General features: G+C 33.2%; 14 protein-coding genes. 8 read left to right on the forward strand and 6 right to left on the reverse strand.

All coding sequences use genetic code 11. From position 1 onward, the window contains the following. The 5 genes from C3L50_RS00165 to C3L50_RS00185 all read left to right on the forward strand — a co-directional run bounded on the left by C3L50_RS00165 (position 1) and on the right by C3L50_RS00185 (position 3,264). Positions 1-966, forward strand: a complete 966-nt coding sequence (locus C3L50_RS00165; RefSeq protein WP_165783943.1) for a KpsF/GutQ family sugar-phosphate isomerase — start codon at positions 1-3, stop codon at positions 964-966. Then, positions 966-1,787, forward strand: a complete 822-nt coding sequence (gene tatC, locus C3L50_RS00170) for a twin-arginine translocase subunit TatC (RefSeq protein WP_103803867.1) — start codon at positions 966-968, stop codon at positions 1,785-1,787. Before C3L50_RS00165 ends, tatC begins: the two co-directional genes overlap by 1 nt. After that, the gene (locus C3L50_RS00175) at positions 1,771-2,121 is read left to right on the forward strand and encodes a carboxymuconolactone decarboxylase family protein (RefSeq protein WP_103803869.1); all 351 of its coding nucleotides are present in this window, start codon (positions 1,771-1,773) and stop codon (positions 2,119-2,121) included. The genes tatC and C3L50_RS00175 overlap by 17 nt, the downstream gene beginning before the upstream one ends. Before the next feature lie 110 nt (positions 2,122-2,231). Next, positions 2,232-2,972 (forward strand): LPS export ABC transporter ATP-binding protein, encoded by a 741-nt coding sequence (gene lptB / locus C3L50_RS00180; protein WP_103803871.1) that lies wholly within the window; start codon positions 2,232-2,234, stop codon positions 2,970-2,972. 43 nt (positions 2,973-3,015) lie between these two features. Then, complete coding sequence (locus C3L50_RS00185; protein WP_103803873.1) at positions 3,016-3,264, forward strand: DUF5808 domain-containing protein; 249 nt, start codon at positions 3,016-3,018, stop codon at positions 3,262-3,264. A gap of 3 nt (positions 3,265-3,267) precedes the next feature. On the opposite strand, the gene C3L50_RS00190 is transcribed toward C3L50_RS00185, so the two are convergent. Next, positions 3,268-4,131 carry a glycoside hydrolase family 25 protein gene (locus tag C3L50_RS00190; protein WP_103803875.1) on the reverse strand — a complete coding sequence of 288 codons (864 nt, stop codon included), beginning with the start codon at positions 4,129-4,131 and terminating at the stop codon, positions 3,268-3,270. A 7-nt stretch (positions 4,132-4,138) separates the two neighbouring features. Then, positions 4,139-4,840 carry a CDP-alcohol phosphatidyltransferase family protein gene (locus C3L50_RS00195; RefSeq protein WP_103803877.1) on the reverse strand — a complete coding sequence of 234 codons (702 nt, stop codon included), beginning with the start codon at positions 4,838-4,840 and terminating at the stop codon, positions 4,139-4,141. A 192-nt stretch (positions 4,841-5,032) separates the two neighbouring features. On the opposite strand from C3L50_RS00195, the gene C3L50_RS00200 reads away from it, so the two are divergent. Both C3L50_RS00200 and C3L50_RS00205 read left to right on the forward strand, forming a co-directional pair. Continuing rightward, positions 5,033-6,103 carry a putative type IX sorting system protein PorV2 gene (locus C3L50_RS00200; protein WP_449528495.1) on the forward strand — a complete coding sequence of 357 codons (1,071 nt, stop codon included), beginning with the start codon at positions 5,033-5,035 and terminating at the stop codon, positions 6,101-6,103. Positions 6,104-6,122: 19 nt separating this feature from the next. Continuing rightward, entirely contained in the window at positions 6,123-7,259 is a 1,137-nt protein-coding gene (locus tag C3L50_RS00205) for a lipoprotein N-acyltransferase Lnb domain-containing protein (protein ID WP_103803879.1), read from the forward strand. Here the strand turns inward: C3L50_RS00205 and C3L50_RS00210 are convergent, their stop codons facing one another. From C3L50_RS00210 to C3L50_RS00225, 4 genes are all read right to left on the reverse strand, one after another. Next, positions 7,260-8,657, reverse strand: coding sequence for an exopolysaccharide biosynthesis polyprenyl glycosylphosphotransferase (locus C3L50_RS00210; RefSeq protein WP_103803881.1), 1,398 nt, complete (start codon positions 8,655-8,657; stop codon positions 7,260-7,262). A 207-nt stretch (positions 8,658-8,864) separates the two neighbouring features. Next, positions 8,865-10,217: an O-antigen ligase family protein gene (locus tag C3L50_RS00215; RefSeq protein WP_103803883.1), complete on the reverse strand. Its 1,353-nt coding sequence runs from the start codon at positions 10,215-10,217 to the stop codon at positions 8,865-8,867. Next, positions 10,214-11,293: a glycosyltransferase gene (locus tag C3L50_RS00220; protein ID WP_103803885.1), complete on the reverse strand. Its 1,080-nt coding sequence runs from the start codon at positions 11,291-11,293 to the stop codon at positions 10,214-10,216. Before C3L50_RS00220 ends, C3L50_RS00215 begins: the two co-directional genes overlap by 4 nt. Further along, positions 11,290-12,408 carry a glycosyltransferase gene (locus C3L50_RS00225; protein ID WP_103803887.1) on the reverse strand — a complete coding sequence of 373 codons (1,119 nt, stop codon included), beginning with the start codon at positions 12,406-12,408 and terminating at the stop codon, positions 11,290-11,292. Before C3L50_RS00225 ends, C3L50_RS00220 begins: the two co-directional genes overlap by 4 nt. 251 nt (positions 12,409-12,659) lie before the next feature. On the opposite strand from C3L50_RS00225, the gene C3L50_RS00230 reads away from it, so the two are divergent. Then, positions 12,660-13,427: a ParA family protein gene (locus C3L50_RS00230; protein WP_103803889.1), complete on the forward strand. Its 768-nt coding sequence runs from the start codon at positions 12,660-12,662 to the stop codon at positions 13,425-13,427. The last annotated feature ends 4 nt before the right edge of the window (positions 13,428-13,431 follow it).

Below are 13,431 nucleotides of genomic sequence, written 5' to 3' on the forward strand. Positions count from 1 at the left end.
TTGAATACAAAAGAAAATATATTGATTTTGGCAAAAAAAACTATTCTCTCTGAGAGCGAATCTATTGCTAAACTCATTGATTTTATTGACTTTAACTTCGTAGAAGCTACACAAATTCTTTTTCAATCAAAAGGAAGATTGATTGTAACAGGCATTGGAAAAAGTGCCATTATTGCACAAAAAATGGTGGCAACATTTAATTCTACAGGAACACCATCGCTGTTTTTGCATGCTTCCGAGGCCATTCATGGCGATTTGGGAATGGTTCAGCCTGACGATATTGTGCTTTGTATTTCAAAAAGTGGCAACAGTCCCGAAATAAAAATTTTAGTTCCACTCCTAAAACGTTTTGGAAATACACTAATTGCTATGACCGGAAATATCAGTTCGTTTTTGGCAAAAGAGTCTCAATTTGTTCTAAACACCACTGTTGATGCGGAATCTTGTCCTCATAATTTGGCCCCAACAAATAGTACTACCGCACAACTCGTTATGGGTGATGCTCTTGCTATGTGTTTGATGAATTTAAGAAATTTCAGTCGTGAGGATTTTGCAAAATACCATCCTGGCGGTTCATTGGGTAAAAAATTATTACTTCAAGTGAAGGATATGCTTGAAAACTCCTTGAAACCAATGGTAACGCCCGATGCACCTATTAAAAAAGTAATTTTAGAAATTTCTGAAAAAAGACTTGGCGCAACAGCTGTTGTCGAAAATGACAAAGTAATTGGAGTTATTACTGATGGTGATATTAGAAGGATGCTCAATGAAAATGATACTTTTACGCATTTGACTGCCAAAGATATAATGACGAAAACGCCAAAAATGATTCAATCGACCACAATGGTGGTGCAAGCACTGAATATTCTTGAAGATTTTTCGATCACTCAATTAATAGTAGTTGATCACGAACAATACAAAGGAATTATTCATTTGCATGATATTTTAAAAGAAGGAATAGTATAATGGCGAATAAACAACTTAAAGAAATGTCTTTTTTAGACCATCTCGAGGAATTAAGATGGTTATTAGTTCGAAGTACGATAGCCATTATCATTATGGCATTCTTTACTTATTTTGTAAGCGATTATTTGTTTGACACCATCATATTTGGACCAACAAGACCTTCATTTTACACCTATCGCTGGTTTTGTGAATTATCACATTATTTAAATTTTGGCGAAAGTATTTGTATTGAAGAATTGCCTTTTATCATTCAGAATACTGAAATGGAAGGACAAGTAAATATGTTTGTTTGGATGTGTCTATTGGCTGGTTTTATACTTGCTTTTCCTTATATATTATTCCAAATTTGGGGCTTTATCAGTCCCGCATTGTATGCGAATGAAAAGAAAAACGCTAAATTTTTCATCTTTATTTCCTCTTTATTGTTCTTTTTAGGAGTACTTTTTGGCTATTTCATTATTATTCCAATGTCGGTCAATTTTGTTGCCACCTTTACTGTGAGCGAAATGGTTAAAAATCAATTTACCTTAGATTCCTATATCGGAATGTTTAAAACATCGGTTATAGCGGGAGGTTTATTTTTTGAATTACCCATAATTATTTATTTCTTGACAAAACTAGGATTAGTAACTCCCGAATTTCTGAGGAAATATCGAAAATATGCTATAGTCATAGTATTAATAGTTGCCGCAATTGTTACTCCTCCAGATGTTGTAAGCCAAACAATAGTTGCTATTCCGATGTTGATAATTTTTGAATTAAGTGTAATAATTTCTTCTATTGTTTATAAACGAAAAATAAAAAATGAGCAACTTAGTTAAAGAATTCAACGACTATCGTTCTAAAATGAACGAAAAATTATTGGCCGATAATAATAAAATTGTAAAGCGAATTTTCAATCTTGACACCAATGCCTATGCAGATGGAGCGCTTGATGTTAGAACCAAAGAATTATTAGGTTTAGTCGCTTCGACTGTTTTGAGATGCGATGATTGCGTAAAATACCACTTAGAAAATTGCTATAAAGAAGGTATTTCAAAAGAAGAAATGATGGAAGCAATGGGCATCGCCACATTAGTTGGCGGAACTATTGTTATTCCACACCTGAGAAGAGCTTATGAATTTTGGGAAGAATTAGAAGAAAGTCAGCAGTAATCAGTTTGCAGATTCTAAAATTGAAGTTAAATAGAAAAATCAAAACAATGATTTTTTGTTAATTTGTAAAATAAATTCCAGCAGAGATGCTGAAATAAATCCAGCATAAAATGAAGTTAAGAGCCGAAAATCTAGTAAAGACATATAAAGGGCGAAGCGTTGTAAAAGGCGTTTCGGTAGAAGTAAACCAAGGCGAAATTATAGGACTTCTGGGTCCCAATGGTGCCGGAAAAACAACTTCATTTTATATGATTGTTGGATTAGTAAAACCCAATATGGGCAACATCTATCTTGACGATCTAAACATCACTGATTTCCCGATGTACAAAAGAGCGCAACAAGGTATTGGGTATTTGGCACAAGAAGCTTCTGTTTTTAGAAAACTAAGTGTTGAAGATAATATTTTGAGCGTGTTGCAACTCACAAACCTTTCCAAAGAAGCTCAAGAAGAGAAAATGGAAAGTTTGATAGAAGAGTTTAGTTTGGGGCACATACGTACCAACAGAGGCGATTTACTTTCGGGTGGCGAACGTCGTCGTACCGAAATTGCTCGTTGTTTGGCTACCGACCCTAAATTTATTCTACTCGATGAACCCTTTGCAGGTGTCGATCCCGTTGCTGTAGAAGATATTCAACGAATTGTAGCGCAACTAAAAAATAAAAACATTGGAATCCTGATTACTGACCATAATGTGCAAGAAACTTTGGCCATTACAGACAAAACCTATCTTATGTTTGAAGGCGGAATCCTAAAAGCTGGAGTCCCAGAAGAATTGGTAGAAGACGAAATGGTTCGACGTGTATATTTAGGTCAAAATTTCGAGTTGAGAAAAAAGAAAATAGAGTTTTAACAACAGTGTTCCGTTTGAAAAAATTAAGTTAAAACATCTAGTTATGAATAACTCTAATGATTGGAGAGACAACGATCCCGATAAACAAACAGCGGAAAATTGGCGCAAAGACCCTAAGAATTGGATTTGGAATATCTTTTATTACAACAAAGAAGATCAACGTCTTTTTGTTTCAAAAAAAATAGAATGGATGGGAACAACACTTAATTTTGCAAACCCAAAATCGGTTTTGGTTTTAGTTGCGATGGGTTCTTTTTTGGGGATGGTTCTCTATTTTATCTTAAAAAACTAAAAACTACTCGATTGTAATAAACCGCAACTGCTCGACATCGCCATTAAAAATATTGACATCTACATTGCCTTTGATTCCTGAAACGGAAGCTTTTTCAGTAAATTGCCAAAAAAGCCAATCCTCTTCTATTTTTTCTCGATAAAAGTTATAATTGGCAATCCAAAAAAGGTAATCTGAAAAGTCTTTCTTCAAAAAATCATCATAATATTTCTCGCCTGTATAAATAATAGGTTTCACTTTATAATGCGCCTCAACAGCTTTCAACCAACGTCTCAATCCAATTTTCAAACTATCTAAAGATTGATCTTTAGGCAATTTTTCAATATCTAAAACAGGAGGCAAATCACCTTTTCTCAAACGAACTGTTTTTATAAAAAGTTTAGCTTGCTCTAATGAATTTTCGTTTGGACGATAATAATGATAGGCTCCACGAATGAGTTTTTGCTTTTTGACTGCTTTCCAATTCTGCTCAAATTGCTGGTCTTCGCCATCATTTCCAGCCGTGGCACGAACAAGAACAAACGAAACTGGATATTCTTCCTCTACATTTTGAACCAAATCCCAATCAATTTCTCCTTGATATTCTGAAACGTCTATACCAATGGCTTTGCCTTTATGATTATCTAAAACCTGATAATTCCGAATATCCGAAATTCGCTTGGATTGCTCTTGTTCGTATTTTAATTTATAGGATTTAAACCCCAAATAATACAAAAACCCATTTCGATAATGATACCCTAGACCGATAAATAGCAAAATAAAAAATCCAATTATAGAAAAACGCAACAGTTTTCCCGAGAAAAAGGAACCTTTTTTTCTAGGTTTTCGTCTAATTACAGGTTTGCTTCGTGTAGTTTTCCGCCTCATTGAAAAACTACTTTTTCAAAAATTTGTTATTGATAACAGACAACAAAACATAAGTAATAATGACTAAAGGAATGGCTAGGTATTGAAAGAAAATCAACAGCAAAACACACAAACTCAAAAAGACAATTTGAAGTGCATTTTTCTTAAAAGTAAAATCTTTAATTTTCAAAGAAAACAAAGGAATTTCGGCATTTAGAATGAAAGCGCTAAATAAAGTAATCCCTAAAAGAACCCAATAATTGGTCAGAATTTCAAGCAAAACTAAGGAATCTGAATATTTTAAAACCAATGGCAAACTCAAAATAAACAAAGCATTTGCAGGTGTTGGCAAGCCAATAAAAGAATCGGTTTGACGTGTGTCAATATTAAAATTCGCCAAACGATAACAAGAACCAAGTGCGATAATAAACCCTAAAAAAGAAAAATAATGATTGGGATTGGAACTATTTTCCATCATTGAAAACATCACAAAACCAGGAACAACTCCGCTTGTAACCATATCAGCTAAGGAATCTAATTGCAAACCAAGAGGACCTGCAACCTTAAACAATCGGGCAAAAAAACCATCAAAAAAATCTAGAAAAATTCCGAGACTCACAAAAAAGAAAGCCATTTCAAAATTCAATTCGGCTACAAAAACCACGGCAATACAACCGCAAAAAAGATTAAGCAACGTGATGATATTTGGGATGTGTTTTTTTATTTGCATGGTTATAAAAATTTAGATTGTCAAAGTTCACAAATTTAGTATAATAAGTCAATGAGAAGTGCGTTTTTTAGAAGAGATTTACCTTCCGAAGCTTTTATGTTTGGAATGGGTTGTTAAAAAAGAGATTAGCTCAGTAAAAAATTATATTTTTGGAAAAAATTAAACAGCCTTTGGGTTGCAAACGAATTCATGATTAAAAAAAATCAATTCTTCCTACTCCTTTTGCTTTGCGTTAGTTCGTATGCTCAAACCGTTAGAAAGTATTCGAACGAGTTTATGAATATTGGTGTAGATGCGGCAGCTTTAGGAATGTCAAACGCAGTTACTTCAAGCACCAACAATGTTAATTCGGGCTATTGGAATCCCGCAGGATTGGTTCATCTTGAAGACCATCAACTATCTTTGATGCACGCCAATTATTTTGCCAATATTGCCAAATACGATTATATCGCCTACGCCAATACTATTGATGACGAAAGTGCTTGGGGAATTTCTTTAATCCGTTTTGGTGTTGACGACATCATGAACACAACCGAATTGATTGACAGCCAAGGCAATATCGACTACAATCGCATCAGTCTTTTTTCTACAGCCGATTATGGCGTTACTTTTTCATACGCTCGAAAACTGCAAGTTCCTGGTTTTCAATTTGGTGTTAATGCCAAAATTATTCGCAGAATCATAGGCGATTTTGCAAGTTCATGGGGTTTTGGGTTTGATGCAGGTTTGCAATTCGAAAAAAATGATTGGAAATTTGGATTGATGCTTCGCGACATCACAACAACCTATAATGTATGGAGCATTGACGAAGCCGAATATAAAAAGATTGCAGATGCTATTTCAGGACAAAATCAGGAATTGCCCGAAAGCACAGAGATTACAGCTCCAAAAGCACAATTAGGATTATCCAAAAAATTTATTGTCCGATATGACTATAGCATTTTGGCAGCAGCCAATCTCAATATGCAGTTTGCCAAAACAAATGATATTCTTTCGACTGATTTCGTGAGTGTAGATCCTGCTTTGGGTTTTGAATTTGGATACACTGACTTAGTTTTCTTGAGAGCTGGCGTGGGGAATTTTCAAAACATTCAACAAATTGATACTACCGAAAAAGTAGGTTTTCAACCCAATATTGGTTTGGGTTTTAAATACAAAGGCATCCAAATTGATTATGCTTTGACCAATTTAGGAAATCAAAGTGCTGCTTTATATTCGAATATATTTTCGGTAAAAGTAGATTTGGGGCTTTTTAGAAATTAATTCTTAAATAAATTCAAAAATGAATTCATTGTCATTAAAAAAAATAGTGCTAATCCTTTTTTTAATTGGAACGCTGAGTGGTTTTGGACAAAATATAATACTGTCAAAAAGTGCTCGAACAAGCGTTATTACTTGTGACACTGGCAATGAATCCTATTCACTTTTTGGACACACAGCCATCAGAATTTCCGACCCAGAAAATAATTTAGATGTGGTTTATAATTACGGTGCTTTTGATTTTTCGACACCTAATTTTGTTGTAAAATTTGCCAAAGGCGATTTGCAATACTTTGCTATTGCCAATACTTTTTCGGATTTTATGAACCAATACACTTATGAGCAAAGAAGTGTTTTTGAGCAAGAATTATTGATTCCATTGGCATACAAACAAAAATTGTTTGATAATTTAACAACTGTATTATCTACAAGCGAAAGTTATTATACCTATAAATTTATAGATAAAAACTGTACTTCGATGGTGGTGGATATGCTGAACAAAACATTAGGTGTAAAAATAATAGATAAGAAATTAGACACTGACAAGACCTACAGAAGTATTTTGTTTCCTTATTTTGATAATTTCTTTTATGAAAAACTAGGAACCAGCATCATTTTTGGAACAAAAGTAGATAACTATAGCGATCATATCTTTTTGCCATTTGAACTTAAAAAAAGTTTGCAAGAAACTCAGTTCAAAAACAAACGTCTTTGTGCGCAAAGCAAAACTTTATTAGAATACAAAAAACAAGCGCCTAATTCTTGGTGGAACAATGTGTATTCGTATTTGTTGTTTCTTGTTTTCATCCTTATTTTGAACAAAAAATTTATCGATAATTTTTATCTTCTAATAATGGGATTATTGGGGATTTTCTTTATTGTAATGGGATTTTATTCTTTTCACCAAGAATTGGCAATGAATTACAATGTGTTGTTGTTCAATCCTGCCTTGCTCGTTTTGCTTTACTTTATAGTCAAGAAAAACAAAAAATGGATTGTAAATCTTGCTGTCCTAAACGGCATTTTTCTTGGAGTTTACCTGATAATGATGATTAATAAAGCCCATTTTTTAGTCGTTATTCCTTTGGTACTAACTACTCTAATTATAGTGTCAAAAATAGCTTATAAAAACAGTAAACGCATTCCAGTAGTTATTTGATTACTGACCTCGGTAAAACAATACGGTGCTGAATGTTTTAATAACTATGTCCAAATCCAAGAAAATACTACGGTGCTTAATGTAATATAAATCATATTGCAGTTTTATTAAACTATCTTCCATCGATTCGCCATAGGAATAATTAACTTGTGCCCAACCTGTTAGTCCTGGTTTTATAACATGTCGAGTTTCATAGAAAGGCATTATTTCGGCAATTTCCTTAACAAAGAAAGGTCTTTCAGGTCGTGGTCCTATAACGGCCATTTCACCTTTCAAAATATTGACAAATTGTGGAAATTCATCGATTCTTGTTTTCCTCATAAATTTCCCAAAAGGAGTAACTCGAGTATCATTCGAACCTGAGAAAACGGCCCCTCTTTTTTCGGCATTATTTATCATCGTCCTGAACTTGAGTATTTGAAATATTTCACCATTTTTGCCCACTCGTTCTTGTGTATAAAATAATTTACCTCGATTTCCTATTGCATTTCCTATTACAATAAAAGGAATTAACAGAGTGCCAATAATCAGTCCAATTACAGAAATTAATGTTTCCATTATTCGAACATGCAGTAAGTACAATTGGTTATTATTGGTTCGGTTAAATGGGAAGAATTTATAAAAATCTCTAGTAATGTATTGAAGAGGAATTCGATGTGTTTTATCTTCATAGACTTGAGTGTATTCGCGAATTGTTGTTCCCGATTCTAACAAATGAAGCATCTGCATATACAAATTTGAAGTAATATCTTCTGTATTTTGTGAGGCTACAACAATTTCAAATAATCTATTTTCTTTCAAAAACAAAACCAAATCATCAATTTCAACGTGTTGCACATAATGGTCTTCGAATTCATCCGTTTTTCCGGCATAGGAGTAGTTTACATAAGCTACAATTCTGTAATGAGGATCCGAATTTTCTAAGTCTGAAATTAATCCTTCAACTTGATCTCTATGGCAAACTAATAGTACATTCTGCACAAATCGATTGGAAGCTAATAGTTTAACATAGAATGTTCTCCAAAAAATCAGAGTAAAAAGCACGGTAAGATAAAACACTACAATTTCAAATCGATTGGAAGGTAATTCTGCAGAAAATACTGGAGTCAATAAATAAAACAAAACGGCAGTTGAAGCAGTTAGAATTGTACTTCGCATTACCTGAAATTGGTTACTTGCTACTTGAAGGTTATACATTTCGAAAACCGTGCCGATACTATTGAGATAAAGCGCAAATGCAATTAAGTAATAATAGTATTTCGTTGAATCTATGAGATATTGCAACCCTAACAATTGTCCTACAGCATACAGCGCCACCAAAACAAAAACTACATCAAAAATCTTGAGCAATACTTTTCGCTCGGAGACTTCAAAATGCATCTTCTTATTTTTTTTCATTACTATTTCTCTTATATTTTTTGCACGACAAATCTACATAATCCTACAATGAAATCAATAAAAAATCGATTAAAGTCAATTATAATCATCTTAACTCACTCAAAGAACGAATGTTTTATCAATTACATATTTAATTGAGGGAATTTTAGATATTTCGTATTCTATAAAAAACAAACAAAGTGCAATTCCTAATTAAATAAGCCTATATTATATATTTACCACTTTACTTTTTTTAGGGGTTGCCACAAAATAAACATTAAGTAATGATAAAGAATAAACAAATGCTGGTGCTGCAGTTCGCATTGCTGCGTGATTTATTGTTAAAAACCAGAAAGCCAGAAAACAGAGCAAATACATATTAAACTTATTCTCGATATACAAAAACAAGGGAGTAAAAAACAGAATTAACAAGCCTATAATTCCCAAAGTCCCATGTTCAGCAAGCATTCTAGTAATTTCGTCATGAGACAAAGTACCATCACCTGTTTCGGCAAATCGAACCTCTACCCCTTTTCCTACTCCAACTCCAAAAAATGGATTATCCAAAAAGACATTGATTTCTCCTTTGGCTACATCCTCTCTTCCTGTAAATTTGCTTTCCTTTTTTCTTCCTGACGCATCCTGATTTGCATATCGCTTATCAATTAGTCCTCCTGTCTGAAAAGAAGTGTATCCCCAAGTAGTAACCATAGCTATGAATACCAACATAATTAAATAATTCAGTTTAACTCTACCTCTAAAATTAGATTTTGCATATAGAAACAACAATAACAATATAATCATCAAAAAACCAGTAATCATTCCTCCTCTAGAAAAAGTTACCATCCCTCGATAACTGATATTAAGAGCTACAACCAAGTTAATGATGAGCAAATATTTGGTTTTAGATTCAAGAATAATCCTAGAAAAAAAGATAAACATTCCCAATCCTAATATTGTAGCAACCTGATTGGGACCAAACCCTCCAGAGGTCTCATAACTAGATTGGGTACTCGTAATTACATCACGAATATTGGGTGTATAAAAAGTTAAATAGGTCATACAAGTCACGATAGGCAAACCCATAAAAAGAAGAATTGTATTGATCTGATCTATTGGTATCTTGCGCCTAAAAGTATAAAGAGAAGACACAGCTAAACATACTGGACCCGAAATATTAAAAGCAATACTGTTTTTGACATTAGTACCATGATTCAACACAAAAGTAGTCAACACCACACTTGGAATTAGTAACAATAAAAAAATCCAATAGGGCGTAGCTCCTTTTGAAAATCCACTAAAATACATCCCAATAAATATAAATAGCATCACACCATATTTGGAAATTTCGTATAACGGATTTCCTCCTGTCATTCGCAAGAAAACCTCACTTCCTACCACATAAGCAGCAGCCATTAAGGCTTCATTATTTTTATTTTGCTTTTTTATTACATACAAAGGGCCTAAAATAAAAATAGCATACCCATATATTTTTGAAACAAACGGAAATAGAAACACTAAAAATCCAATTCCAACATGGAAAAGAATTATATTAAGATATAAAGCTTCGTCTTTTTTCATTTTATTCTTGTTTCAATCCAATTTGAATACTGCTGCAAAACAGTATTTTTAGAATATTTTGTTGCAATTGTATCTTGAAGTGCCCTACCAAAATCTTCTCTAATGCTATTGTTCTCTATCAATTTTACCAATGAATTGTAAAATAATTGAATCTCGCCTTGGGCAACCAAAAAACCATTAACCCCATCTCGAATCAATAAAGGAATCTCGCCTACTTGAGTTACCACTACAGGTTTCTGACACAAACCATATTCAAGCAAAGCGACAGGCAATCCTTCTGATTTAGAAGTTAATATCCCAATGGTTGACTGCTCAAGTATATTCTTTATATCGGGTTTAGAACCATATACAATTACGGTATTTTCTAAATTAAATTCAATAATTAACTCCTTAATTTTTTTCGAATAATCATCATCAAAATCTTTACCTACCAAATGAAATGTCCATTCAGGGTGTGAATTTTTAATTTTTTGGGCCACCTCAATCAATAATAAATGATCCTTTTGCGCCCTTAAATTGGCCAAAGATACTATTCGTTTTTCTGGAATGCCAAGTAAAATTGTTTGTTCCAAAACTTTATCATCTTCAGCAGGAAAATTAGGCAAATAAATAACATTTTTAAAATGCATTTTCTGTTCGGCCCATAATTTGAGTTGCTGATTTACTGCTATAATTCCAATAAAAAAAGGAAGAGTTAATTTTAAACTAAAAGAAGGTCGGCTCGACAAATATTCACTATCACCATAATGATCGTGCCAAATCAATTTAATTTTAGGATAGGTAATCTTCAAAAGAAAAGCAAGAAAAAAAGACGTGCTATGAGCGTGAACAACTTCAATAGTGTTCTCAACCACAAATTTTCGCAATTTAGATAGAGCTGTTAAATCAAATGCGCCTTTTCTATTCAAAAAAAGATAAGAAACCGTATCTTCTAATTGATTCAAAAGAGCTCCTTCTTTTCGAGTTGCCACTAATCCCGAAAACTCGATTTCTTTGGCAAGCGCATTGGCATAATTCACCGCCATTCGTTCAGCTCCGCCAGCCTCAAGAGAATCTATAATTTGTAGTATCCTCATGATGTCAACATTTTTTTAATTTCATCTTCAAAAACATCCAACGTATATTTTCTGGACCAATTAATCGCCTTTTGACTTTTCAAATTAAATTCGTTTTCGTTTTGCAAAAGCATTTCCAATTGATGAACATCTTTATCTAAAATCATTTCTAATAATACACCTCGATTTCCATAATCTAACATATACGGAACACAAGAAACCTTTGTTGCTATAGGAACACAACCCCAAAACATCCCTTCGGCAACTGCTTTTGGCCAGCCTTCACTTTCAGAAGGTAAAAGAACAAAATGACTTGATTCGTAGGCAGTTTTAACCGTTTCCGGAGTTTGATTTCCTTTTAATGAAACAATAGTACTTAAATCATTTTGACTAATATACTCTTGAAGACTTTTTCTTTCTAAGCCTTCTCCATATAAAGATAATGCAACATCAAACCCTTTTTTATACAAACTTTCAACCAGTTGAATAGCATATAACGGATTTTTTCCCGAAACCAAAGTACCAACAAATACAAAAGAAAATGGGCCATGAAAATCTCTTTGCAGGATTTCAACTTTATCAGCTTTATAATAGGTCGCTGTAAAAAAAGGTTTTATATTTTTAGAAATTTCATTCCATTCTCCATAAACCAAAACCTGCATATTCCGAGTTAGAAAAGTGTTATTCAAAATCCATTTTTGAAAACGATAGGTCCAAGGTTGTCGTGATTTTGGATCCCAATTCCCAGCATATTTAGCAGTTTTTGTTTTATTGGGAAATAAAATCTGAATAAAACATCCCAATAAACCTATGTTTCCAGGACAACGCAAATGAATGTGATCGGCTTTTTGCATGGCGGAATAAAGCTGCCAACTGATTTTTGGCAACTTCAAAACCGCGCCCAAAATAGCTTTGAAACTCAATACATCAAAACTTTTTATCGCAACAAAATCAATGTTTTTGTGTTCATATTCTATGTCGATTGGTGTCTTTTTGGATTCTAATTTTGGAGCTACAATAATCAACTCATCTACATATTTTGTCCAAATATTCATTTCACGAACATATGGGGCATAAGCAAAATACTGATTTTGCTCAACAATATGAGACACATGAGTTATGATTGCAAAAGTCATTAAAAAGTATTGGGTTGAAAATATAATTTTTTGACGGTAAATGTATTGCTAAATCTATTCAATATCAATACGAGAATTTAAATTTTATGGCAGACAATTACATTCAAACTAAACCCAGATAATTATTGAATCCCTAAGAACCTTTTGCAAAAAATACTACTGCTAATCAAACCTTAACAAATGTTAACAAAAATAGATTTTTAGAAACCATAAATAATTGTATTTTTACCGTTCAAAATTTAGAAAAATAAATGGGCAAAATCATTGCGATTGCTAATCAAAAAGGTGGCGTTGGAAAGACAACAACATCCGTAAATCTGGCAGCATCACTAGGTGTTTTAGAAAAAAAAGTGTTATTAATAGATGCTGATCCTCAAGCAAATGCGAGTTCAGGATTGGGAATTGACGTTAATAATGTAGAAATTGGAACCTATCAAATTATAGAACATAGCCATACGCCAAAAGAGGCTTTAATGGCGTGTACAGCTCCAAATGTTGATGTGATTCCATCGCATATTGACCTTGTTGCCATCGAAATTGAATTAGTAGATAAAGCTGAGCGAGAATATATGCTCAAAAAAGCATTGGAAAGTATCAAAGAGGAGTATGACTATATCATTATTGATTGCGCTCCATCGTTAGGATTGCTTACTTTGAATGCTTTGACCGCATCCGATTCAGTTATTATTCCTATTCAATGCGAATATTTTGCGCTCGAAGGTTTGGGAAAATTATTGAATACCATCAAAAGCATTCAAAAAATTCATAATCCAAATTTGGATATCGAAGGCTTGTTGTTGACCATGTTTGATTCTAGATTGCGTTTGTCCAATCAAGTAGTCGAAGAGGTTCAAAAACATTTTAACGATATGGTTTTTGAAACTATTATTCAACGAAACGTAAAATTGAGTGAAGCACCAAGTTTTGGCGAAAGCATTATAAACTATGACGCAACGAGCAAAGGAGCCAACAACTACCTACAATTAGCTCACGAAATTATAAAGAAAAACAGCAAATAATTTT

The organism is Flavobacterium alvei (assembly GCF_002920895.1).
GTDB lineage: Bacteria > Bacteroidota > Bacteroidia > Flavobacteriales > Flavobacteriaceae > Flavobacterium > Flavobacterium alvei.